This window comes from Vibrio sp. B1ASS3 (assembly GCF_905175355.1).
Classification (GTDB): Bacteria; Pseudomonadota; Gammaproteobacteria; order Enterobacterales; family Vibrionaceae; genus Vibrio; species Vibrio owensii.
This window is the reverse complement of sequence record NZ_HG992742.1, coordinates 2,161,491-2,184,441: the sequence shown is the minus strand read 5'-3', so window position 1 is coordinate 2,184,441 and position 22,951 is coordinate 2,161,491. Positions and strand designations below refer to the sequence as shown.

The 22,951-nt window shown below is 43.8% G+C and carries 25 protein-coding genes; 12 read left to right on the top strand and 13 right to left on the bottom strand.

Translation table 11 applies throughout. The annotated features are described in order from the left end of the window. Positions 1-7: 7 nt before the first annotated feature. From KJB05_RS10110 to KJB05_RS10070, 9 genes are all read right to left on the bottom strand, one after another. Positions 8-271, bottom strand: coding sequence for a hypothetical protein (locus tag KJB05_RS10110; RefSeq protein WP_244142881.1), 264 nt, complete (start codon positions 269-271; stop codon positions 8-10). 178 nt (positions 272-449) lie between these two features. Then, entirely contained in the window at positions 450-875 is a 426-nt protein-coding gene (locus KJB05_RS10105) for a hypothetical protein (RefSeq protein ID WP_208444132.1), read from the bottom strand. A 2-nt stretch (positions 876-877) separates the two neighbouring features. Beyond that, entirely contained in the window at positions 878-1,387 is a 510-nt protein-coding gene (locus tag KJB05_RS10100) for a helix-turn-helix domain-containing protein (protein WP_213053069.1), read from the bottom strand. Between the two features lie 3 nt (positions 1,388-1,390). After that, positions 1,391-2,182, bottom strand: a complete 792-nt coding sequence (locus KJB05_RS10095; protein WP_208444130.1) for an outer membrane beta-barrel protein — start codon at positions 2,180-2,182, stop codon at positions 1,391-1,393. After that, on the bottom strand, positions 2,182-3,222 hold the full coding sequence (locus tag KJB05_RS10090; RefSeq protein WP_208444129.1) for a hypothetical protein: 1,041 nt from the start codon (positions 3,220-3,222) through the stop codon (positions 2,182-2,184). The genes KJB05_RS10095 and KJB05_RS10090 overlap by 1 nt, the downstream gene beginning before the upstream one ends. Beyond that, on the bottom strand, positions 3,222-3,923 hold the full coding sequence (locus KJB05_RS10085) for a hypothetical protein (RefSeq protein WP_307797858.1): 702 nt from the start codon (positions 3,921-3,923) through the stop codon (positions 3,222-3,224). Before KJB05_RS10085 ends, KJB05_RS10090 begins: the two co-directional genes overlap by 1 nt. Then, positions 3,923-6,697, bottom strand: a complete 2,775-nt coding sequence (locus tag KJB05_RS10080) for a TcfC E-set like domain-containing protein (RefSeq protein ID WP_208444128.1) — start codon at positions 6,695-6,697, stop codon at positions 3,923-3,925. The genes KJB05_RS10085 and KJB05_RS10080 overlap by 1 nt, the downstream gene beginning before the upstream one ends. After that, positions 6,694-7,179, bottom strand: a complete 486-nt coding sequence (locus KJB05_RS10075; RefSeq protein ID WP_244868304.1) for a hypothetical protein — start codon at positions 7,177-7,179, stop codon at positions 6,694-6,696. The genes KJB05_RS10080 and KJB05_RS10075 overlap by 4 nt, the downstream gene beginning before the upstream one ends. Positions 7,180-7,230: 51 nt before the next feature. Then, positions 7,231-7,752, bottom strand: a complete 522-nt coding sequence (locus KJB05_RS10070) for a hypothetical protein (protein ID WP_208444126.1) — start codon at positions 7,750-7,752, stop codon at positions 7,231-7,233. A gap of 242 nt (positions 7,753-7,994) precedes the next feature. Here KJB05_RS10070 and KJB05_RS10065 point away from each other — a divergent pair, with 242 nt between their 5' ends. The 7 genes from KJB05_RS10065 (at position 7,995) to KJB05_RS10040 (ending at position 14,860) form a co-directional block, all read left to right on the top strand. After that, positions 7,995-8,591 carry a winged helix-turn-helix domain-containing protein gene (locus tag KJB05_RS10065; RefSeq protein ID WP_208444125.1) on the top strand — a complete coding sequence of 199 codons (597 nt, stop codon included), beginning with the start codon at positions 7,995-7,997 and terminating at the stop codon, positions 8,589-8,591. After that, entirely contained in the window at positions 8,584-9,033 is a 450-nt protein-coding gene (locus tag KJB05_RS10060) for a hypothetical protein (protein ID WP_244142880.1), read from the top strand. The genes KJB05_RS10065 and KJB05_RS10060 overlap by 8 nt, the downstream gene beginning before the upstream one ends. 2 nt (positions 9,034-9,035) lie before the next feature. Further along, positions 9,036-9,467: a hypothetical protein gene (locus KJB05_RS10055; protein ID WP_208444123.1), complete on the top strand. Its 432-nt coding sequence runs from the start codon at positions 9,036-9,038 to the stop codon at positions 9,465-9,467. 150 nt (positions 9,468-9,617) lie between these two features. Next, positions 9,618-10,709 (top strand): choloylglycine hydrolase family protein, encoded by a 1,092-nt coding sequence (locus KJB05_RS10050; protein WP_208444122.1) that lies wholly within the window; start codon positions 9,618-9,620, stop codon positions 10,707-10,709. A 665-nt stretch (positions 10,710-11,374) separates the two neighbouring features. Next, complete coding sequence (locus KJB05_RS28640; RefSeq protein WP_244142879.1) at positions 11,375-11,830, top strand: hypothetical protein; 456 nt, start codon at positions 11,375-11,377, stop codon at positions 11,828-11,830. 15 nt (positions 11,831-11,845) lie between these two features. Further along, complete coding sequence (locus KJB05_RS10045) at positions 11,846-14,341, top strand: M66 family metalloprotease (RefSeq protein WP_279612101.1); 2,496 nt, start codon at positions 11,846-11,848, stop codon at positions 14,339-14,341. A 318-nt stretch (positions 14,342-14,659) separates the two neighbouring features. Beyond that, positions 14,660-14,860 (top strand): hypothetical protein, encoded by a 201-nt coding sequence (locus tag KJB05_RS10040; RefSeq protein WP_009706027.1) that lies wholly within the window; start codon positions 14,660-14,662, stop codon positions 14,858-14,860. Between the two features lie 20 nt (positions 14,861-14,880). Here the strand turns inward: KJB05_RS10040 and KJB05_RS10035 are convergent, their stop codons facing one another. Next, positions 14,881-16,164 carry a mechanosensitive ion channel family protein gene (locus KJB05_RS10035; RefSeq protein WP_208444121.1) on the bottom strand — a complete coding sequence of 428 codons (1,284 nt, stop codon included), beginning with the start codon at positions 16,162-16,164 and terminating at the stop codon, positions 14,881-14,883. 295 nt (positions 16,165-16,459) lie between these two features. Between KJB05_RS10035 and KJB05_RS10030 the strand changes: the two genes are divergently transcribed. The 3 genes from KJB05_RS10030 to KJB05_RS10020 all read left to right on the top strand — a co-directional run bounded on the left by KJB05_RS10030 (position 16,460) and on the right by KJB05_RS10020 (position 18,395). Next, positions 16,460-17,023: a DUF308 domain-containing protein gene (locus KJB05_RS10030; protein ID WP_208444120.1), complete on the top strand. Its 564-nt coding sequence runs from the start codon at positions 16,460-16,462 to the stop codon at positions 17,021-17,023. 163 nt (positions 17,024-17,186) lie between these two features. Beyond that, entirely contained in the window at positions 17,187-17,831 is a 645-nt protein-coding gene (locus tag KJB05_RS10025) for an alanyl-tRNA editing protein (protein WP_208444119.1), read from the top strand. 144 nt (positions 17,832-17,975) lie between these two features. Continuing rightward, on the top strand, positions 17,976-18,395 hold the full coding sequence (locus tag KJB05_RS10020; RefSeq protein WP_208444118.1) for a cupin domain-containing protein: 420 nt from the start codon (positions 17,976-17,978) through the stop codon (positions 18,393-18,395). Between the two features lie 105 nt (positions 18,396-18,500). Here KJB05_RS10020 and KJB05_RS10015 read toward each other — a convergent pair whose 3' ends face one another. The 3 genes from KJB05_RS10015 to KJB05_RS10005 are packed head-to-tail and all read right to left on the bottom strand — an operon-like array spanning position 18,501 to position 20,790. Continuing rightward, the gene (locus KJB05_RS10015) at positions 18,501-18,851 is read right to left on the bottom strand and encodes a DUF2799 domain-containing protein (protein WP_005442928.1); all 351 of its coding nucleotides are present in this window, start codon (positions 18,849-18,851) and stop codon (positions 18,501-18,503) included. A gap of 15 nt (positions 18,852-18,866) precedes the next feature. Next, complete coding sequence (locus KJB05_RS10010; protein ID WP_208444117.1) at positions 18,867-19,769, bottom strand: ROK family protein; 903 nt, start codon at positions 19,767-19,769, stop codon at positions 18,867-18,869. 10 nt (positions 19,770-19,779) lie between these two features. Continuing rightward, positions 19,780-20,790: a hypothetical protein gene (locus KJB05_RS10005; RefSeq protein WP_206770098.1), complete on the bottom strand. Its 1,011-nt coding sequence runs from the start codon at positions 20,788-20,790 to the stop codon at positions 19,780-19,782. 529 nt (positions 20,791-21,319) lie between these two features. Between KJB05_RS10005 and KJB05_RS10000 the strand changes: the two genes are divergently transcribed. Further along, the gene (locus KJB05_RS10000; RefSeq protein ID WP_039986679.1) at positions 21,320-22,009 is read left to right on the top strand and encodes an N-acetylmannosamine-6-phosphate 2-epimerase; all 690 of its coding nucleotides are present in this window, start codon (positions 21,320-21,322) and stop codon (positions 22,007-22,009) included. Next, positions 22,009-22,944: an ROK family protein gene (locus tag KJB05_RS09995; protein ID WP_038889799.1), complete on the top strand. Its 936-nt coding sequence runs from the start codon at positions 22,009-22,011 to the stop codon at positions 22,942-22,944. Before KJB05_RS10000 ends, KJB05_RS09995 begins: the two co-directional genes overlap by 1 nt. Positions 22,945-22,951 lie beyond the last annotated feature (7 nt).

The window sequence follows — 22,951 nt, the reverse complement described above, 5'->3', positions numbered from 1 at the left end:
CGTTAATCTATTCTAACCACACCAACTGGCCGGATAGTCTGGCAAGTTGCTTCTGTGTCCCCTCAGATTCAATCTCTTCATCGTAGGTCAGCAAAAACTCTTGCTTGTTTAGGCGTTCAATTCTTGCGTCAAAATATCGGTTGTTTGCGTTGATGAGATCCCTTTTAAACGCTTGTGAAGAGTGATCTTCGATGTACAAGTACTGGCTGTTCAACGTCAAGAAGTAAAAGCTGTTGTTTGTGTAACCGACAATGCCGGAACTCTTTCTCATTGTTCCGTCTTCTAATGAGGTAATGAAGGTAAACAAACCGTTATTTACGTATACGCTGAGTTTTCGGTTGGGGTTGCTCAACTGGCTTTCTATGGAGAACTTAGAGCCTATCAAGCTTAACCAAGGGCTTAGTATTACCAAGACTCCTATAATTATCGACACCTTCCACAATGAGAACTTACCAGAAGCCCATTTGACCAGTAATTTCGACATTATCGAGCCTTTCATATTCAAACCTCTTGCTGAGATAAACGGTGTTACTTTTTTCATCGAGTTGAGCGACGTTAATTTGAGAGAGGTAATCTTTAGCGTTGAGCGTTATTGTTTGGGCTGCATTTTGATTGCCATTTAAGAATTCATAACTCTTGTTAAAAGACAGCATAAATACCGTATTGTTTACCACCGCATAGAGCCCTTGGCTATGACGAATGACGTCATGAGGCATGAATTGGAGTGATGAATAAAAGCCATGGGAAAACTGTAAATGCGTTTCTAGTCGTGTTGAGGTTACGGGCGAGTAAACGGTGAAATCGCCACCAGTAGCATTGATAAAAGGCATCGCAACAATGAGCGCCGCAATGCCAACCGTTCTTTTGAAGTTCATGATTAGTATAAAGAGTAATAAAGCGCGCTGCTGTAAAGCAAAATGAGAGCGCTAAGGAAAATATCTCCCCAACGAATTGGGGGGAGGTTAGTTTGAGTTGAATAAGACGGCGTTTGCAATGGTCCTGCTCTTTTTCCCGTTTCTTTTGAGTCGGAGAGAGAGGTAAAACCGTTGGTTGCCCTTGATTGCAATGACATTAGGTTTACACCAACAGGCAAAACCAGTTTGTAGCCTAGCGTTGGATAAGCCCGGATTTCAATGTTTGAGTTTATGGTGGCCAGTTTTCTACGCAGTTTCATGATACTCACGTTCAGGGAGTTAGAACCGATAGTCTTATCTGGCCAACCCGCCGCGATGAGGGTATCTCGGCTGTAAATTTTGTCGGTGTCGTCGAAGAGTGTTTTCGCGATGTTTAAGCTACTTACGCTCATGGATACCGACATGACTAAGCTTTTTGTTGAGTCGTCATAGGCATCAATGGCGAGATTAGCCTCATTGATACAAAGCAACATGGTTTATTGGCACTGCAAGTTTGGGATTATGACGGTGTCCTTTGGATGAATAACGTCTATATCATGTAAGGTTTTAAAGCCATCGTTGGCTGACATCAGCTCGGTAAAGGAAATGTGATGTTGGCTTGCGATTTTGTACAACCAGTCCCCCTCTTTTACGTGATATACGTTGGCCTTACACTTTGTGTCGCGATCTGTGTATTCCATAACTGGTATCATTTGCTTGTCTGTTTGTGTTTCAGAAACCACTTGAATCTGATCATAAACACGAGAGGGCGCTTGAGTGTTGGTATTTTGGAATCGATATTGAATCCCGAAACCTAGTGATTGCAATTTATAGTCTGGATCCTGATTGGAAATGAACTTGTAGCCAAAGTTGAATGCCCAGAGCGAGTTTAGATCATATCGCACGCCCATTTGTGCGAGAGGTGAGAGCTCGTCGTTTTCCAATATCATACCCAACCCACCGTAAAGTTTGTAGCGTTTAGAAAGAGGCAAAGTGCCTAGCAACGACAGATCGGTTCCATAGCGAGAGATATTTTGAGTGGTGTTACGGTATTCACTGACTTTGAGCATATCTAGCTGACCATATGAACCGGTTGATGCCTCTATCGCCCAGGCCGGAGAGATTTGATAGCCAAGCTTTATCCCCCATCCAAAAGAGGAATCAGAGAACTCGGTATCTGTTTTGCCATTATGGGTGAGAGAGCCTCCCACGTACCAATTGGTAGGTTCTGCAACAGCAACAGAGGAGATGGCTGCAATGAATCCGATAATGAACGTTGTTGTATTCATTAATACAGCTCCTCGAACATAACGGTGAAACTTCCAGAGTAAGTGCCGGATTCAACTTCGGTTGAAGGAATATCTTGGTAACTCACCATGAGATCAAAATTAATCACATTGGTTGGCGCATCGAGTACATAACTTGTTTCGTCATTCGTCAGTTTGTTTACCCCCTTTTCCACCCAAATAGGGTCCTCACAGTTTGTGGAAGTACATTCAATACTAAACGGGATTTCTGTCTTCCCGGTGTTGGACGTCAACGTGAATTCATGGGTCAGCAAAGTCATAGATAACCCCGTGCTAAAGGTTCCTGTTGCGGTAATATTGAAAGTGGTTTCAGCGGACACAGTATGGTTGGTTGTGTCATAAGTAGGGTCCATTACACCATCACCAGCAACATCGATACTTTCCAAACTGTTAGGAACATAATCGATATTGATGGTGAAAACGTCAGATAAAACACGATAGGTAAGGGCGCCACCTGACGACTGATAGTAGTATCGAATGTCAGCAGGAATGGTTGCCGTGTACACACCTTTCTCTTGTCCCTGCAAAGCGACCAAGAGTGCGGTTGTATCCAAGTCAAATGTTGGTCTGTAAAAATAAAAAGGGGTAACCTCATTGCTGTAATCAAGAGAAAAGCTAGCGCTACAACTTTGCGTGCTGTCATCTGCAAGAGTGACAGTATTTCCAGATAGCTGCGATGTTGCGCAGCTTGGGGTTACAAGTTGAGTGTCATTACGAACATAATTGTTAGATGACACGTTGTATTGCACGCCTTTCAGCCCGATAGGGGCATTAACGCTTGCCCCAGTCGGTCCAGTTAACGTCATTTCATCTGGCTTGTTGGTTAGATACGCGCCCGGAAGAAAACGATCTGTGGGAGTGAGACCACTTGCTACTGTCCAGTCGCTCAAGGTGTATGTGTTGCCACCTAGAGCAATGGCGTTTTCAAGTCGCAATTGTTGACCTTCAATGTGAACATTAAGCGTGGCACTATGAACCAGCGGGGCTGCAAGCAACAGTAACCAAGAAGCAGAATGAATCATTACTTGCCATCCTTTAACGTTATCTTTTTATGGTAGCTTTCGTCATGGTTAATAACGGTCACTTCTACTTGATCTTTTGAGATGTTTTTAGGCAATTCATACGTGCGCTCACGGCCTGACAAGGACATAGCGGTAAATTCGCAGTCTTCTGTTATCTTATCTGTACATTGGTCCACATAAGCGCGGATGAAGCTGTTACCCGTGTTGTTGATGTGCAGTTTCCCGTTCGACAGTGATACTGAGTAGTCGATTTTCTGTGTTTTCGCAGGAATCACAAAGAGAGGACGATAGCCAAAGTTGATCGTCACAGCAGACTGTGATTTTCCTTCTGGGTCGTAAGGTGATGGTTCAAAGCTAACTAGGTAGTATTGGTCTTCGCTAAAATCACATTTGTTACCACACAAGGAACGCACACCAACTTGCTTTTGGCGGCCTGATTCAAGGATCATCTTGGGATGAGTTAACGTTACGCGCCAATCAGAGAAGTTTGACTCTGTATAAGGTGTGCGCGTCAGTTCGCCATTTTTAACTTGCAGCTGAGTGATATTCGATTGAATGAACTCAGTGGACGATTTGTTGTTTGAGATAGTGAAAACGCCGTTTCCGTATTCATCACCTACTAACAACATAGTATCTACGTTCATTGCTGAAGCTGCCGTTGAAATAACTGCAGCAGCGAAAATTGGAAGTGATTTCATCATCAGTTACCTTCTGGTCTATTAAGTACAAAGTCGCGCTCTTGTTGCGTTTCCGAGTTGGCGTACTGAGCGACGTTTTCAATGTTTTGACGTTGTTGATGACTGAGTTGAAGATCCTTATCTCCAGTCAGGTAAACAAAAGACTTACGGCCCAAACGCGTTGTCAGCAGTTCAGTGCCATTGTTGGTCATTGCCTTAAGTTGTTGGTTGATCTCCGTGAGGTCATCGAACTGACCGATGTACATCACATTGATTTCTCGATTGTTTTTGACCAGAACCATTGACTCCAATGGTTCAAGATCTGGCTGGCAGTAATTTGTGCCAAAGTTTAATTGTTTTGCATCGTCTACCGATGGTAAATAACATTGCTGGCCACGGCTCTTGAGTGAAAAAGTTTGCCCTTCTTGAACATCAACTTTGTGAATACCTGAAGTAATGTTTGAGATAGACAAACACGCAGGGCCTTCACATTCGATAGTCTCAATGTCGTTACCGAAAATATCTTTGAATTTACTGACAAAGCTGATGACTCGGCTGACATTTGAGTTGAGTTCAATTACCGTTCCTGGGTGCGTATAACCCGTAGCGTTTTGCTGACCTGTATTGTGCAGCGCAACACTGTCCACATCTAATTCGATAGTGCTGGTTTGATATTTATCGAGTGAAATCAAGCCAGAATCACCATAGATGTATTCTTTATGCTTCACTTTGTCGTCAGCTTTTACCACCAACAAACCTTTTGTTTGGTCCTCTCCATTGTCAAAACGAATGTTGTTTTTCGTATCAACAGAGACGTACGCATCACTCTGCTTCGTAGTGAAGTGAATGCTATTCTTGCCAACAACTTGTGTACTGCTTAGTGACGCGTTAACTGATTTTTCACCGTTGTCAGCAAGGTACACAAAACCATCTGCCTGATAATGTTCGTTTCGGTTTGCCGCATAAGCTGTCACATTGTTGAGTGAAGATTGCGACGAGTTTGCATAGTAGCTGTTGCTTGCCGTTAGACGGAGATCCCTCTCTTCACTCTCGAGCAGATCTCGAGTTTCTAGACTGTTGGTGTATTGGCTAAAGCCATCTTGATCTATGGTGACACTCGACTTGCCTCTTAGCTTAAAGGACAAGGGTATAGACCAATTAATAGCAAGAGTCAGTTCGCCTTCATCAAAGTCAGAAGCTAGCGATTCGTTGTTGTAACTCAGGTTGACATCAAGATTAGAATCAAGCACGAAAGGTGCACTTAATCCTGATGATAAGAACCAGTTTTTACGCTCGTTGTTGTAGATATCTGCCTGATTTAAGTAGTTTACCGACCCATACCCACGGATTTTTTTACCTAATGTGAAGCTGCTCGATAGGCTCAGTTGCTCCTTACTCGCGGCGCCATACAGGTACTGGGCAAAACGGTTCTTCTCTTCGTTATCGAGCTTTTCATAGGTGACGCCGATGCGGCCCACATTTAAGTAGCCAGATAAGTAAGAGGCTTCGCCATCAATTGAAGAGGCCGTCACCTCATAACGGCTCTCAAATGGTAAATACCCTTTGAGGCCAACTTGTCCCATGTTGTGCTCTTCGGTCACCGTAGAGCCTAAGGCGAGGGTTTGAGTATCAGACCATTTATATGCCACTATACCTTGAAGGTAAGGCTTGGCCTCGAAAGACTCTGTCTTCTGCGCTTCAAATTCATCTTCTTCATTGATGATCTCTACATCCGCTCCTTGGAATTGACCTGCTGAAATAAAATAGTCGAACTCTCCGGTGTTAAGCGTATCGGTTTGTGCGTTATAAACACGAACCGACTCCGTGGAAACCACTTGAGAACCTGCCGTGATCTCTACCGTCACGTCATAAACGCCACTAGGAAGCTCTGAATAGCGAATGCTACCTTGGCCTTCTGTTACCGACTTTTGGACGATGATCTGTTCGTCTTTGTAAACCTTTAAAACGCCACTAGAAGGGGCATAAAAAAACAAAAATTGGTCATCATTATTATTTGATCGACTTAGGTTTTTACTTGAAGATAGATTCACGCTAGCGTCGTGGTACTGAGTGCCATTCAATAAAAACGATGTGCTGTTCAATGCCAAGCGGTCTTGATGATAGCCGGCGGTTAGGCGCAAGTTTTTGTGTTCGATATTGTAGTAACCGTAGTTAACCTCGGAGGTTCCTTCTTGGTTGCTAACATAAGCATCAAGATGTACCGAGCCATAAGGTAGACCCAGAATGAGTTGGTCACTGAGTGACAGGTTAGGGCTACCGTTAAAACTTGACGTTGTGTATACATTTGCGCGATTGATCAAACCAGGATTTGCATTGTACGTTGACGCGTAGTCTTTCTTTATTGCTCTTGGCTTTGTATTGGCAAGCAACGCTTTATTGACGTAAATGTAGAGCTTGTTTGTGTGGTAATCATAGAAAACATCGTATGACTCAGGGTTAAGAGAACACAGGTTCAAGTCACCCACACAACCAACGCTGTTTTCTGCGCCAAGCACTAAATCATTAGTAATTTTCGTAGCCGTCACTTTGGTTAAGCCTGAGTGCACTAAGTGTTCCATTAACGTTTGAACGTCATTCTGTTCTTGAAGTTGCACAGAGTTGTATGTGACCAACATCGGCAACGTGATGAACGAGCCATTCAGCCCTTTGATTTCTACATCTCGAGCTTGTTGCTCATAGAAATCTTGAAAACCTTGAGGGATCGATGCCGCAAAAGATGCGTTACTAAACGAAAGTGTTACCAAAATACTGGTAGCAACGGTGGAAATTCTATTCACAATGAAAGCTCCGCTAGCACAGATAGTTCGCCTTGGCATAAGCTCGCGCGCTCAGGCAAGGTTCCGAAAGAAAATTTGACGTCGTATTCGCCAACCTTTACGCCATCCGAAGCTTGATTGAACTCCATTAACAAAGGTTCAATCTCTGTTAATGGTTGTCCCTCAATGTAAACTTGAGCAAAATCTGACGGTGTTACTAGGGCCGTCTCATCAGCTCTGTAACACTGTGAAGTGTTGCTCTTCATAAAGAGTTGAAACTTCATTGACTGGTCAGAACTCGGAATGTCTGTCGTGACCGTCAACAAAGTGAACGCATCATTAAATGTGTTCTTTTCCGTATTCGTTTTTAGTGTTAATGAAGAAGGGGAAAACGCGATGTCAGTAATCTGATGAGAGAAAAACTGACTTTTGTCGATTTCACTCACTAGTTGGAAAATGTGTGTTTCTGCTTTTACGCTGAAAACGAATGTTCCAGTCAACATGCAAAATAACGAACGAATCAAAGAAAACTTCACGTTTCCCCCTTTTGTCAATTAAAGGCCGTCTTCGTAGCTAGCGGTCATTTGAACACTAACTTGACCTTCGCCTTGTACAGCAATATCTGTGATTGGTTGTTCATTTTTAACCGTCAGAGCAACAACGCCTGTTTGAAGTTCATTGAAGTTACCCTGAGTGAATGTCGTGCCTGATAGTTGATCAGTTACCGCTACGTCAGCTTCGTATGACATTGAACCATCCATCATTACTTGAGCGCTGATGTATGACCATGTTGCTAGAGGCTGACGGTCACCAACGGTTTCTAATGCAGAGTCATAGTCACGAGCTTCAAGAACCACCTCTGTAGATGTGAACTTACCGTCTTTCTCAATGAAGAGAGTGCCGGGTGCAATCTCGCCGCCGCCTTCACCTGTAATCTTTAGGTTTGCGCTAGGAACAGAGCTGCCAATTAGGCCACTCCAGATAACTTCGGCACTTGCTTCATCTGCTGCATTTACTGCTCCAGAAGCAAAAGTAATTGCTGTCGCACCCATCAAGAAAAATGTATTAAGTTTCATCTTTTTCACCTATGTTTAAAAAAGTTGTTGGCTCGTATCCAATATGAAATCGAGCTGTTTTTCGTCGACGGCAATTTGAATCGATTGAGCGAAAATTTGGAAATAAAAGGCTGTTAATAGTGCTTTATCGAGGATTAAAAGAGATTTAATTCAGTTGAATTTTATTTATAAGAGCATGAAACATTTGAATTTATATTTTTTTATACAACAGTTAATGCTAATGGGGTTGCACGAGGTTAAAGATGTACGAACGGCTATCTATTGATACGGTTAGAAGAACGATTACCTTGGTCGATAGTGAATCGGGAAAGGAGAATCAACCACTTGAACTGAATCGAAGTGAATATAATTTACTTCTCGCTTTTTGCGATTCTCATGGAGAGGTGATCGATAAACAGGCGTTGATTGAATTGGGGTGGCCCGGACGAGTTGTTGGAGATAATTCGCTTGCGGTTGCGATTATGAAGTTACGCAAAAAACTCGACAGTCTGGAATTGGGGTTCGAGATAAATAACCTTCCTGGTGAAGGGTATGTATTCATCAATGCAAAAAATGTCGGAATAGAGCATGAGAATGGCGCTTCAGATGCTAGTAATCCTGAAGTAGAAGAAACGGTAATAGCGGAACCTGTTGTAGAGAATCTAGCCGACATAAAAGAGGAGCCGAACCACTCGGAATCACGACATGTTGAGATTCAACATACTGGTATAAAAAAGCTGATCAGAAAGCCGATTTTTTGGGAGGTTTCACTCGGGATAATTGTTGGTATCGTCACTTTCTACTTTGTTTATCGCGAGGCATTTGAATGTTTTGATTGCTTTGGAGGAGTCGGTGGCTAACGTAAAAAGACTGAGCTTAAGATTACTCGTTGTAATCGGCATTGCGTTTTTTCTCCCATGGTTCTTTTCTCTTGGTACCTATTTTTCTGGTTACGCCCACTTTCAAGATGAAGAGCATGAGATCTTATTGACGGCTAAATCGGGCTTCTACAAAACCATCCACACTTTTGATGGCCAAGTGTATCGTGTTCACACTGGTATCTATGCGTCTTTAGGCAGTTCAATGTATTTCTTTTCACTTGATGGGAATTACATCAAAGGCCTCGATCCCGAGTTTGCTGAGAAAGTGATCAGTTTAGATTTGTCTCGTTATTTCCGAGGACTCACTCATGTGAAGCTTGCAGATCGTGGGGATGGTAAGTGGATCGGTAAGATGCAAAAAGCAGAGAGTGAACATTTATTTGATGAAGTGGCCTTCAATGGGCGCTTGGTGGGGTGGTGATAATGACTACGAAGAAAAAAGTAATCATCTACCTAATCTTATTCATCGCTCTATTGTCTATTCCATGGGTTAATGCACTCAGCAGCAGTTTTCTCATGGAAGGGGATTTTGGTGATAGGAGTGTTAAATTTATCGGCTCTCATGGTCGATATAAACTCGAAGCAAACTATCTCTCAAAGACACATGTTGTAAATACGGGATATTACGCTTCTCTGTTTGACACTTTGTATTTATTTCAGGTGCGCCGAGATAAAGTCGCCGCTGATGATGCGTTTGATATTAACGAGTTTCTCAGGGGCCATCGGATTGTCATCGTTTTTAAGCTCAATCAAAAGTCCGATAAAGAATACTTGGTCAAACTTATCGAAGAGGACCCACGCAAAGGCATTTCTATGTACCCAGTAACTATTGAAGGTGACTTGGGGATTTTATAGTAAGCCAGGGGTAGTGCTCTAATAACTAGAGCGCTATTTTTCGCCTATACGAGTAAATTTATATTCCACCATTTTGATATCTTTTCGATTGTAAGTTGCCTAGAAAGGACTACAATCGCGAAATGTTACCCCTCCTTGGTGGATCTAAAAATGATAAAGAAAACCCTCCTTGCTATGGCACTTTCTGCGAGCATTATCGTTCCGGCGAGTGCTTGTACTGGCATCTCTCTTTCTACTGTGGCGAATGACCACATTCATGCTCGCACAATTGAGTGGGGTGAGAACGATCTCAACAGCAAGTTGATTGTTACTCCCCGTGATTACACGTTTACCTCAACTATGCCAGACCAGAAACAAGGTTTGAGTTGGAAGAGTAAGTACGGCTTTGTTGGTATCTCTGTTAGTGACGATCGCTTCATTGGTGAAGGTATCAATGAAGAGGGACTGACTGCCGGTTTGTTTTACTTCAAAGGTTACGGCTCGCTAAAAGCGTACGACGCGAAAGACCGTGCAAACAGCATCGCTGATATGGACTTTGTTCGTTGGATGCTGTCGCAGTTCAAAACCGTCGATGAAGTTAAAACAGCGATGAAAAAGATCGATATTGTTCCGGTTTATATCGATGAGAAAGGACAGCCTTCACCTACTGGGCATTGGCGTGTTACCGATAAAGCGGGCAACAACATCGTCATTGAAATCATGGATCATGGCCAAGTAAACATCTACGACAACGAAGTCGGTGTACTAACGAACTCACCAACGTTCCCATGGCAAGTGACCAATTTAAATAACTACATTCATTTGCAACCGGGCACTAGTGCGCCAACCAAGTTTGGTGGTGTTGAGGCGAAGTCGTTCGGTATTGGCTCAGGCTTCTTGGGTATGCCAGGGGACATTACACCACCATCGCGATTTGTTCGTGCGGCGTTTTTCGTAAACACTGCTCCAGAATCAAAAACGGGCGAAGAGGCGGTATCACAAGCATTCCACATTCTGAACAACTTCGATATTCCAATTGGTACAGAATTTGGGCCTGAATATCGTGAACATATCCCTGATTTGCCGAGTGCGACGCAATGGACCTCGGTGATCGATCAAGGTAACAAGGCGCTGTACTACACCACGATGCACGGCAGTCGAATCAAGAAAGTTGACCTGACTAAGATTGACTTTGACCAAAAACAAGAAGTGAAACGTGAGTTGGATAATGGGACTTTTACGTTTACAGACGTGACACCTTAGTTTTCCCTCGAACGTATAAATAACGCATAAAGCGGAGAAGGTTTTCCTTCTCCGCTTTTTTATTTCCGAAACATCATGAATTTCAAATAGAGTTTTGAAAAGTGAGGTATCTATTCAGCAAGTTATGAAGCAAAATTTATTGGCTAATGAATTTTATGACTCTGATTCCATATTAAACAGACTTTATGCGATATTTTTTAATCTTCTTATTCATTAGTCGAATGGAAATCATAGTGCTGTAGTAAAAGTCTGATCTTTTCAACAACAAGAGGTTGGTTTAAAACTTATTCATTTAACTTTTATTTACAGAAACATGCTGATAAATATTTAATTAATTTATGACTTCAATAATTTTATCTAATTTAAGGTATTGAAATTTAGCGTCTTTTTTGCCTGAGTTTTGGGTTCTATCATTGTTGTCTTGATGGCTTTGAAAGCGGTGTTAATTCTCAGGTTAGAACTTTAAATTCGCTAAAACTAATTAAGTAATTTCTAAAGTCATGAAATGGAAGCTCTGTTCGTGCTTGTTCGATAAGAAATATTTTAAGGTTTTAACCTGAACTTTCTCGGGAGAAAAAATCTTATTTCATGAAGTTGATTTTTACAATTTCTGGGAAATAAAAGTAATAAACAAAGTGGTTGAAATACAAATATAAGGGAAAGGTATGAAAATAAATAAGGTCAGTGTAGGGTTAAGTGTCGCTTGCGGATTATTATTCACGAGCATTACTCACGCTCAGGTGATTCCATTCAATAATAATCAGCCGACTAATGACTTACAGGGTGATTTTGAGGCGATGGTCATTTATGCGCAAAACATCACGGTTCCTCATCACAACGATAAAGGCGATCCTAGGCCGCACCTCACTGCATTGCGTGATACTTTGCTACTTGTTAAACCTGTTGACCACGTACCGGGCTCGACGCAAGTGAGAGTGATTGGGCGCGATGCGAAAGATGAGCAATTAGGTGTGCTGTCACTAAACCCACCAGAGCAACTTCCGAGTCACGATGGTCCAAACCTCGACATTACGTATGCGCAAGATATGTGGTCAGCGACACTGCCAGCGACTTGGATAAAGCCCGGCCTTACTCTAGAGCTCCTGAATGGAAGTACATAGGGCGTCGTCTCTGGTTTGGATATTGGTGCGCCGAACGAATTGCTGATAAACACGATGGATTTAGGGATGCTAACCAATCCAAGGGGGCGTTTTTACTTCGCAGACAATCCTGAAAGGCATAGAGACTACTTCCAAAAAATTCCGGTAAGCAAGTTGATCGTTAACCCATACGAAACAGTGAAACTCAATGAAGTGATGCTACCAGATGACCGTTTGTTGACCGAGTTAGATCCGAGCACGGGCACTTGGCACAAAGGGGATATGCGTGCGTATACCGCCAAGATTCTGATGTCGCACGGTATCAACCTAGCAAACTATGGCATCAACTCTTCAACGGCGATCTCAGAGAGAGCGCATCCATACACGGCGAATCAAATTACAGCCATTGCCGCAGTAGGGCGTTATCAAAATGGCGTGGTTGCTCACGGTGGCAGTGGTGGCAACGGTATGGTGACTATCGATTCATCATTAGGTAATGAATGGAGTCACGAAGTCGGGCATAACTTTGGCCTCGGGCACTGGCCGGGTGGCACGGATGGCACAACGCATCGGCCATCTACAGACATAAACTCTGCATGGGGTTGGGATCAATTCCAACAGCGTTTTATTGCTAACTTCATGTGGAACAAGCGCAATGGTCAGGATCAGGTTTGTTGTACCGACGGCATAGGAATTCCAGCTTTCGAAGGCTATAAGTTCAACAGAGATGCAATGGGGGGCGGTGAGCCAACTTCACCGATTTCCAAATACACCCTGTACACTCCGTTTGTACTAGAAAAGATTCAGAACTTTATGGAGAAAAAGGCGACATTTGATGCGGCGTCGTCGACTGGCTTTAGTAAGTGGAACGATGAAACCAAAACGATGCAAGAGTATGAACAACCAGCACTCTTGTTGGTCAAATCTATCGCTTCGCAATCTCAACTAAATACGATCAAAGACGACACGGCAGGTTCAGTGCTGTTGGGTTACATCAATGACTTTGACATCACAAAGGTAGAAACGGGCGACGGTCGTTGGATTCGTGATATTTACTTGCCGAGTGCAGCAAATGTTGCCGCGGGTAAAGTGGTAAACGTTGCACGTTACTCTGGGTATGGCGTGACGGTTCATATTAATGGCCAATCGGTGAACTTGAATCGTGGTGACAGCAAGTTTTACATCAGCGATGGTAAAGTATGGCAAGAAACCAGTGAAGCTCAGGTAGCGGAAAACAACCCAACACGTGCCCCTACGGATAGCGGTGTCGCTGTTACAACGCTCGTCGGTTACTACGACCCTCAGCAGGCACTTAACAGCTATATTTTCCCAGCATTACATGGTGCGTATGGCTTTGTTTATCAGCCGACTCCAGCAGAGAGCCTAAACACAAATGGATGTTATGTCAGAGTGTATAACGGTAGAAACTACCAAACGGATAACTACCAATTGGTTGGATTCCGTTATGACGATAACGTGATGAACAAGTTCCACATCAACCTAAAGCAAGCGGATGCGCCGACAAGAGCAGAAGTTGTCTGCGATAACACTGTGTTGAGTTCGTTAGACATTGAGAAACCAAAGCAAGACCTCAAAGTCTCTATTGTTCAGTCTGATTCCTTAACCGACTCAACTCCAACAGAGAATAGTGCACCTGTTGCTCATGCTGGTGAAGATCAGTCTGTGCTGTCAGGCGCAACCATTACGCTATCTGCAAACCAGTCGACGGATGCCGATGGCGATGAGTTAACTTATGTGTGGAAGCAGATCTCGGGTTTACCTGCGACCATTCAGTCGATCGACAAAGTTAACATCAGTGTGATTTTGCCGGAGTCGAACAAAGCGGAGTCGTACGTTTTTTCCGTCACTGTCTCCGATGGAAAAGTAAGCTCTGAAGATACGGTGATTATTAGTGCTCAGCCTCAAGCAAACCAAAATCATGCGCCGCAAGTGTCTCTCCCGCAAAGCATGGAGGCAAAATCTGGTGCAGTTATTGAGATTGCCGCAACGGCATCGGACCAAGATGGTGACGTGCTATCATATCAATGGCATACATCAGGCTTAGTTTATCAGCCTGTATCAGTAAGCACGATTCGTCTGACGGTTCCAGAAGTAACAGTAGATAGCCAATTTACGGTTCGCGTAGTCGTCTCTGATCCGACAGGGGAAAGTGCCAGTTCAAGTACGGTTGTGAAAGTCAAAGCCAACAACGATGCCTGCAGCATCAGCGACCCAAATGCGGCGAACTACGCTATATGGTCAGCAAGCAAATCGTACTCGGGCGGTGATCTTGTCAGCTACAAGCAGCTCGTTTGGAAGGCAAAGTACTGGAGCCAGAACAATCAGCCTGATAACAGCGATGCCTGGGAGCTCATCAGCGATGTAGCGTTGCCGTGGTCAACTCAAAAAGCATACTCTGGCGGTGATCAAGTGGCGTACAACAGCGTTAAGTATGAGGCGAAGTGGTGGACGCGTGGTGATCAGCCGGACGTTTCTTCTGTATGGACTAGCAAAGGATCAGCATGCCAATAATTGATTGAGGTGCTTAGTGAACCAGAGGAGAAACAACCTCTGGTTCACTCAATAAATATTGTTTTTAGCTAAAACGATTAAGCTGAAATTCTTAAATCCAACAAATTTCATCTATTTTATGGAATTTAATTCCATTTCAAACCAAGCCAAAAATTAGACGGAAAGCTTTATTTTCAACGTATTAATACCGCATTGAACGAGAAATCTGCGATTCTCGTAGGCATTCTGTCAGAAAAGTTCTGTCGTATGCTATCCAGACCACTATCGGTATTTGCAAGAATTCTCGGTAAATCTATAAATGTTGGTCGGGGGATCATTGTGAAAGACAAAATGGAAACGTATTGGGTGCAGCTTGTAGACAAGGCAAGTACCGCATCTGATTTATCGGATTTGACGCGCTCAAGGTTACGAGGCTGTATTGGTAAATACGGTTTGCGTTACAAGGTGCAAGATGGTGTGCTAGCGGAGCATCGCTACAATCGCAAAGGCCTCACTCCCAGTTTAGAGAGTGAAGCATAGGCTTCACCCTCATTGTTATTTTATTGAGTGTTTTTGCTGGTGGTATTTTCCAATGCAATTTGTCTAGCGTCATTACTGGTTAGCAATTGGTAAGGACGCAAGCCAAATAAAGGCATAATAGAGTAGATGTGATCGAACAAGTCCGCCTGAACGCCTTCGTAATACGCCCAGTCGGTATTATTGGTAAAGGCATAGACTTGAAGCGGAATACCTTCTGGTGTGGGTTCTAGTTGCCTAACCATGATCAGCATATATTGGTGAATATCTTTGTTCGCTTTTAGGTACGCATTAATATAAGCGCGGAACATGCCTAAGTTTGTCATTTGACGAAGGTTGCCAAACGCGGGTTCATCACTCATCTCTTCATTGTATTCGTTAATATCACGCGACTTTTCATAAATATATTGGCGTAAGATTCGAATGCTTTTCAGTTTTTCAATTTCTTCATCAGACAAGAAACGAATCGATGTAACGTCGACATTAACGGAACGCTTAATACGTCGGCCACCGGAATCAGACATGCCTTGCCAGTTGATAAACGCGTTCTGAACCAGCGCATAGGCGGGTAGCATGCTTACGGTGTTATCGAAGTTTCTGACTTTCACCGTCGTCAGTGAGATTTCTTCTACCGTGCCATTTGCGCCATAGGCGTCCATCTGAATCCAATCATTTAAGCTGATCATGCGGTTTGCAGAAAGCTGAATGCCAGCAACAAAGCCTAATATCGTGTCCTTAAACACCAGCATCACGAAACCCGTTGCGACACCTAAGCCAGACAAGAAAATGACTGGGGATTCGTTGGCGAGAATTGACATGGACACCACGACGCCAACAAAGAAGGTGAACAGTTTAATCAACTGAACAAAACTCTTGATCGGCATTCTTTTGGTTATGCCTTTAAACGTCGCGATGTCATTCATAGCGTCGAGTAGGGCGAAGATCATCCACACAAAGATGACCAAAATCGAAATGCTTGAAATTCTATCGAAGATCGCCGCCAACCAATCGTAATGACCGACAGCAAGTGGAATGAAGACATCGAGCACCATGATGGGAATGAGCAACGACAGCTTCTCTAGTACGTCATACTTGGTCAAGCTCTCAGCGAGTGGCTTGTTGGTTTTCATCAGAACGTTGTTGGCCGTTCTAACAATCAGGTGATGCACAATCAAATAGCTGAGAGCGGCCGCAGTAAGGCTCGCCAAAATAAAGACAGAGGTGAGTTCAATACCATAAGGGTCGCTGTTGATACCTACTGAGCTGAGCTTTTCAGAAATGAAGGTGCGAATATGATGATCGAGCAAAATGTCATCCTCAAAAAAGTAGCCTGAATGAAAGAAGTGGGAACGTCTGAAGAAAAGTCAGGCAACTGGCGTTAGAAAAGCCGCTAATCCTACTCTCCATCTCCTTGTTTTGCACTGGTTTATTCCAGCAATCTTGAAACTTATTATTCAAAAATAGCGTATAGGCGATGATGTGATACGGGTTTAACATCCATTTATGCAAACGGGACACGTATTTCTGTTAAGTCTGTGAACTCTCTATATTTTATTAGACTAGACTGAAAAGGCGGCTCGCGTTTAATTCAAGAGGCATTCAATGGAAAATTCTAATCAATCACAACAGCCTACATTCCTATCTAAAGGCTGGAAATACTTCGTTATCGTTGGCGTTATCATCGCACTAATGGGCATTGGTGCCATGAGTTTGCCGGTACTGGCAGGCGTGACGATCTCAACCATCGTGGGTGCAGTACTCTTGTTCAGTGGTCTGGTTCAGGCTTACCACACATTTTCCATCAATGTTTGGAAAGAGAAGCTTTGGTATGTATTAAGTGCGGTACTGTATATCGTGGGTGGTCTGTTCATCTTGTTCAAACCACTGGCGGGCCTTGTCACGATTACTATGTTGATGGTGATTGTGATGATCTTAAACGGTTTGACTCGTATCTTCTTTGGTTTGAGCAACCGTAGTCTACCAAGCAGCAACGTTATTGTATTAAGTGGTGTAATTTCAGTGCTGATCGGTGGTTACTTCTTCATGCTGCTTGATGATCCTGCATTCTCAACCACGCTATTGGGCACGTTTGTGGGCATCTCGCTACTGATTGAAGGCATCAGTTTCATCTTTATGGGCTTACAAATGAAAAAGATCTCCCAATAAAGACGCTATTCTGCGCCAAAACTTTGTGAAATAGAGAATGCCTGCCGATTCGGTGGGCATTTTTTATAGATGAAATCGGGCAGAGAATCACACAGATACGCTATGCATTGATATAAAACTCACCTAAAGTAGGGCATCACCACGATAAATTGCAGGGAAGGCAGTGACGCACAAAGTATTTTGGGATGACCCGTATCAAGTCGAGTTGGAATCTACGGTTTCTCGCGTAGACGGCCCTTGTATCGAGCTAGAAGAAACCATCTTTTACGCCGAGTCTGGTGGTCAGGAAAGCGATACAGGTACCATTGGTGGTATCCAAGTAATAAAGGCAGAGAAGCAAGGTCTATCGATTGTTTATACACTGGAACGTGAACCAAACTTTCAAGCTGGCGCAGTCGTGACCACGCAGATTGATTGGGCGCGTCGTTATGCTTTGATGAAACTGCACTTTGCAGCGGAAGTGGTTCTTGAAGTCGTAACTCACCGTTTTCCTGAGATGACCAAAGTCGGTGCGCACATTTCTGCCGACAAAAGCCGGATTGATTTTGAGTGGCATGAGAGCGTCAAACCACTGCTGCCAGAGCTGCAACAACAAGCTCAAAGTGTGATCGATTCTCATGCTGAAATCATCAGTGACTTTTCTGATACCAACGAACAGCGTCGCTACTGGAAAGTTGATGGCTTCGCGCAAGTTCCTTGTGGCGGCACTCATTTAAAGAACACATCGGAAGTTGGGCGCATTCGACTGAAACGAAAGAACATCGGCAAAGGCAAAGAGCGCATCGAAATCAGCCTAGTAGAAGAGTGATACTCGGCTCAACAACAGGGTCGGCTGTTGCATCATGATAATAGGCTTCGCTGTTTCGCTCACACTTCTTTTCATCCACTCGTCATCATCTTCCATCCTCTCTTACTGTTTAAACAAAGGTTATCAATAAACAAGGAGAGGATTTTGAGACCGATTCAAACCGTCGTGATTGCACTTTCATTGGTGTTTAGCTCTGTATGGGCAGACACTCAATTGCCAGATTCAGTAGAGGCTGACGTAGTCCTAAAGACGACAACCAGTTGGGATGGCACTACGCTGCCTGAATACCCAAAAGGCCAACCGGAAGTCACCATTTTGAAAATTACCGTCCCCAAGGGCGTGCAGCTTCCCATGCACCAACATCCTGTCATTAATGCTGGCATTGTGCTGAAAGGGGAAATCACAGTCACGAAAAAGGATGAAGAGAAGATCGTACTGAAAGCCGGGGATGCAATTGCAGAAGTTGTCGACCAATGGCATTTTGGCGCAAATACGGGTGATGAGCCGGTAGAGATTTTGGTGTTTTACGCTGGAGTGAAAGATAAGCCGATAACGGTGAAGTGAAGAACAGAGGTGGAATAAAGAGAGTAGGGCAAGGTGACTAAGCTTGCCCTGCCATCAACTAGCGGGAACTTAAGGTGCTAAATGATGGTGTTTGGTTTTCGAAGTTTACTCTGAGTCGAACTTCTCTTTCAGAGCGAGGTATTCCAATCTTCCTAGCTCATATTGCGTTTTAAAGTCTTGCGACACGTCGTCACAAATACCGTGATAGGTGTTGCCACGCATGCCTAGATTGTATGCATCTTGAGAACAGTAGGCTTTCTTGCCGACCTCATAGCCTTGCTTGTAGAGTGCAAAATCATCAGCGGAAATTTCGGAATCAGATAACATCACGTTACCTTTGTTTGCCTGCTCAAATCCGTATTTTTGCCAATTAGTAATTGTCGTTAAATCCACGGGTTCTGAAGCACAGCCCATCATTGCCGCGCCAGATACCAATAGTAGTAATTTAATTTTCATCGAATAATCCTTGTCTTATGAGGACAGGCCAAGAAACGCTGCGCCTTTCACTCCGCTGTCGTCACCCAGTTCCGCTTTTAAAATTGGTGTTTTGCAATAACCACCAAAAACGTACTGGGGCAGATAAGCCGGCAAATCATCATAAATAGATAGCACATTCGACATACCGCCACCGAGTACAATGGCTTGTGGGTCGAAAAAGTTGATAACCTGCGAGAGTGCACGGGCGAGTTGATCTAAGTAGAGCTCATAGTGGCGTTTTGACGATTCGGAGTCACTTTTCAGTGCGATAATCTCTTGGCTGGAGAGGTTGGTCGCGTGCTTGTCGTTGTATTGCTTTGCAAAGCCAGTCCCTGATAGGAATAGCTCATTGCACGCATCGCGACCGCAGTAACAGTCTTCGGTTTTACCATCTTTCACTTCATCGTAAAAAGCGAGTTGATTATGTCCCCATTCGCCAGCGACATTATTCGGCCCTTTTACTAACTGCTTATTGTAAACCACGCCACCACCACAGCCTGTACCTATAATGACACCGAATGCTGAGCCATGATTTTTTGCTGCACCGAAAAGTGCTTCGCTCAATGCAAAACAATCTGCGTCATTGGCAATATGTACCGTTGCCTTTAAATGCGCTTCCAAATCTTCTTTTAGAGCCTGTCCGTTTAATACCAAAATGTTGGAGTTCTTGATTTTTTGCGTACCTGGACAGATTGCACCGGGAAGTCCGATACCAATAGAAATCGATTCATCTGCACATGATGCTGCTTGCTCTATGATGGTGATAACGTGAGTTAAAAACGCGTCGTAATCACTCTTTATGGTGTTATGGCGTTGATAATAAAGCTGTTCTCCAGCTTCGTTAAACAACGCTGCGGCAATTTTGGTTCCACCGATATCTAAGCCTAGGTACTGCATAAACTGACTCCTATTTACCTAATGGGACATTAAATGTAAGGGTTGCAATCGTCTCGCTACGACCATAGTCGCCACCCACATACATGCTGTCGTTGTAGTGGTAATCCCATAGATCTTGTCCCACCAAGCCTTTAATTGTGACGCCGTTTTCTAGCGTTTTGCTGTAGCTTGCCTCTAAACGTGTGTAGAACTCGACGAACTTATCGCGAAGTACTTCACTTGAATCGTCCATACCTAGATAAAACTCTAACTTGTTATGCCAAGTGACTTTGAATCCACCTTCTTTGTACAAGTCGAGCCACGTTTCGTTTTCTGAACCGTAATGGTATTTGATGCCGTCTTTAGCCATCGTATCTAGGTAGTTACGGAAACTAAAAATAGACGAAAATCGCTCATTCCACTGTGACACAAGGAAGAAGTTCATCACTTGCTGACGATGTCCGCGATAATGACCACCATTGTGGAACTTACTCGTTTCTCCCAGAACAATGTATTCAGTTAAAAGTGGACGGAAGTTAAGTGTGTGTCGACCATTATCCCAAGGCGTTAAACCCTCTGGGAATGAGGTCAGAAGATCGAACTGTAGATAGTAGTCGTTAGAGCTCCAGTTGAGGTCACCACTGGTATTTTTGAAGTTCCAATCACCCTCCCAAGCTAAAGCTGGGCGGAACTTCCAATCACGGCCGAGGAACTTGATACCGTCGTAATGAAAGCGTAAATGTGCCTCGTGATCCCAGTGATAACCGTTTTTAAACCATCCATCGCCATTGTCAGTGAAATAATCGATTCGACGTAAATCGAGCCAAAGATCACTGCCTTCGGTGAGTTGCAACATGCCTTGTAAGAGTTTCTTATTTACTTCGACTTCATCACGACTGAAAGGATTAGGAGCATTGTCGTAATCATACCGGAAGTGTCTGAATTCGGTTTCGTTTTGAATCCAGCCTCCGTCTGCCAAAGCTTGAGTAGAAACCACAGAACATAACGATAGAGTAAGTAGGGTAAGTGTTTTATTTCTCATTATTGTCTGATGTCCGTGAATGAATTTCGACACGGATTGTTGAATAAAAATTCTCCACAAAAGGGATTCACACAGAGAATATTTAGAGAAGGCGATTAAAGTCACTCAAAATCGACATTTCAATTCGATGAAATGTGGATGACATCACATTGGATATTTTGTGATCTTGGTTGATTTTTGGGCTTGGTGGCTAATTTAATTCTTAAAATACAGATAGATATAAAGAGTTTGAGGTCATTAGTAAAATCCATTCTGAGAGCGAATCAATTAGTTAACGAGGTATTTTCCATGTTCGATAAAACTCGATGTGATCTTGATCGTCCATAAACGACAAAACTATCAAAATAAAGAGATCGTGATCACCTCAATGACAAAATTAGTCACCAAATGACGTTTGCCTGAAAAAAATAATTAATCTGACCTCAACGCAAAAACTTAAACATTTCAAAATTCCGAGCAATCATTAACTTATTGAATTTCAATATGTTAATGAGTGTAAGGTAACGTAACAAGGCTCGTTGAGGTCAATATGTTAGTGGCACTTAAAAGCGAACTTATCGCTTCAGTACAAGCATTACCGCATGAACCGTTATTTGGTTCAGACACCATCGTTAAGATGGCAAAAGCGGTTCTTGAAGGCGGAGCAAAAGCACTTCGTATTCAGTCAGTTAATGATATCAAAGCGGTAAAAGAAGCGTTTCCAACCGTCCCTGTGATTGGCTTAATCAAGCAAGATTACAGTGACTCTGAGATCTTTATTACTCCAACTGCAAAAGAGGTACAGGCAATCATCGATTCAGGTGCGGAGATGATTGCTCTTGATATGACAGGTCGATCTCGCCCATTTGGTGAGTCTGTTGAAAGCCTGATTCAACAGATTCGCCGCACTTCTTGTTTAATCATGGCGGATATCGCGACATACGAACAGGGTATTGAAGCTGAAAAGCTCGGCGTTGATTGTGTGTCGACCACTTTATCAGGATATACGCCGGATACGGCGCACCAAGGTGAAGCGCCGGATTTGCCTCTTATTCGTCGTTTGAGCCAATCACTGACCATCCCGGTCATTGCAGAAGGCCGAATTTCGACACCATTACATGTTTCCCAAGCGATGGCAGCTGGCGCATGGACTGTCGTGGTTGGCTCTGCAATAACGCGTCCGCAATTGATCACACAAAAATTTGCGCAAGCAATTCAAGCAGAGAAGGAGCTGACCTGATGACAGAACTCGCGCTTGGTTTGGATTTAGGTGGTACGAAGATCCGCGCAGGTCTTGTGGATAGTGAAGGGAAGCTCATCGTAGCAAACACCTCAGCGACCAACATTCGTGAAGGTCGAGAAGGAATTATGAATAGCATCATCTCGGCGATTGTGCCTTTGCTTACACGCGCTCGTCGAGAAAAGAAGTTACTACTTGGCATCGGCGTCTCGGCTGCGGGTGTGATTAACGTTCGCTCTGGCTCGGTACTGGACGCAACAGACAGCTTGCCGAATTGGAAGGGTACGCGTCTGGGTTACTTGCTGGAGGAAGAATTCGGCATTTACGTGGGTACGGATAACGACGTGAACTGCGCTCTTTTAGGCGAGCAATGGTTAGGCGGAGCTGAAAGCTACAACAGTGTTGTGATGCTCACCCTTGGAACCGGTCTGGGCGGAGCAATGTTAACCAATGGACAAATGCTCCACGGTTCAAGTTACTTAGCGGGTCACTGGGGACGAATGGAAGTTCCTCATCCTTACCGACCACAAATGAACGTGCCGTTGGAATCGCTGCTATCAGGAACGGGGTTACGCGAAACGCTGTTGTTCCAATTACCGGAAGCGGAGCATCAAAGATACCCAGATGGTTTGAGTGTGATGCAAGCGTATTCCGAGAGAGATCCAAAAGTGATAGCAACGGTGGAAGATTTTATGCGCTTACTATCACGAACCATCAGCAACATTCGTTGGACGATGGATCCGCAGTTGGTTCTGCTTGGCGGCGGAATGATTAACTCGCGTGAATACTGGTGGGAATTGATGAACCAGTACCTCAAAGAAATGGGTGTGATGACCCCGGTGCGACCAGCCACATTAGGGAATGACGCTGGTATGTATGGCGCTGCAAAAATGGTGTTCAACCATTTTGAAGAACTAAAACAACAACGTGACTAAAGCGGAA

What these genes read in the sequence shown, in the direction of transcription:
- KJB05_RS10110 (WP_244142881.1), bottom strand. Translation starts at nt 271, where the DNA reads ATGAGAAAGAGTTCCGGCATTGTCGGTTACACAAACAACAGCTTTTAC.
- KJB05_RS10105 (WP_208444132.1), bottom strand. Translation starts at nt 875, where the DNA reads ATGAACTTCAAAAGAACGGTTGGCATTGCGGCGCTCATTGTTGCGATG.
- KJB05_RS10100 (WP_213053069.1), bottom strand. Translation starts at nt 1,387, where the DNA reads ATGTTGCTTTGTATCAATGAGGCTAATCTCGCCATTGATGCCTATGAC.
- KJB05_RS10095 (WP_208444130.1), bottom strand. Translation starts at nt 2,182, where the DNA reads ATGAATACAACAACGTTCATTATCGGATTCATTGCAGCCATCTCCTCT.
- KJB05_RS10090 (WP_208444129.1), bottom strand. Translation starts at nt 3,222, where the DNA reads ATGATTCATTCTGCTTCTTGGTTACTGTTGCTTGCAGCCCCGCTGGTT.
- KJB05_RS10085 (WP_307797858.1), bottom strand. Translation starts at nt 3,923, where the DNA reads ATGATGAAATCACTTCCAATTTTCGCTGCTGCAGTTATTTCAACGGCA.
- KJB05_RS10075 (WP_244868304.1), bottom strand. Translation starts at nt 7,179, where the DNA reads ATGTTGACTGGAACATTCGTTTTCAGCGTAAAAGCAGAAACACACATT.
- KJB05_RS10070 (WP_208444126.1), bottom strand. Translation starts at nt 7,752, where the DNA reads ATGAAACTTAATACATTTTTCTTGATGGGTGCGACAGCAATTACTTTT.
- KJB05_RS10065 (WP_208444125.1), top strand. Translation starts at nt 7,995, where the DNA reads ATGTACGAACGGCTATCTATTGATACGGTTAGAAGAACGATTACCTTG.
- KJB05_RS10055 (WP_208444123.1), top strand. Translation starts at nt 9,036, where the DNA reads ATGACTACGAAGAAAAAAGTAATCATCTACCTAATCTTATTCATCGCT.
- KJB05_RS10050 (WP_208444122.1), top strand. Translation starts at nt 9,618, where the DNA reads ATGATAAAGAAAACCCTCCTTGCTATGGCACTTTCTGCGAGCATTATC.
- KJB05_RS28640 (WP_244142879.1), top strand. Translation starts at nt 11,375, where the DNA reads ATGAAAATAAATAAGGTCAGTGTAGGGTTAAGTGTCGCTTGCGGATTA.
- KJB05_RS10030 (WP_208444120.1), top strand. Translation starts at nt 16,460, where the DNA reads ATGGAAAATTCTAATCAATCACAACAGCCTACATTCCTATCTAAAGGC.
- KJB05_RS10015 (WP_005442928.1), bottom strand. Translation starts at nt 18,851, where the DNA reads ATGAAAATTAAATTACTACTATTGGTATCTGGCGCGGCAATGATGGGC.
- KJB05_RS10010 (WP_208444117.1), bottom strand. Translation starts at nt 19,769, where the DNA reads ATGCAGTACCTAGGCTTAGATATCGGTGGAACCAAAATTGCCGCAGCG.
- KJB05_RS10005 (WP_206770098.1), bottom strand. Translation starts at nt 20,790, where the DNA reads ATGAGAAATAAAACACTTACCCTACTTACTCTATCGTTATGTTCTGTG.
- KJB05_RS10000 (WP_039986679.1), top strand. Translation starts at nt 21,320, where the DNA reads ATGTTAGTGGCACTTAAAAGCGAACTTATCGCTTCAGTACAAGCATTA.
- KJB05_RS09995 (WP_038889799.1), top strand. Translation starts at nt 22,009, where the DNA reads ATGACAGAACTCGCGCTTGGTTTGGATTTAGGTGGTACGAAGATCCGC.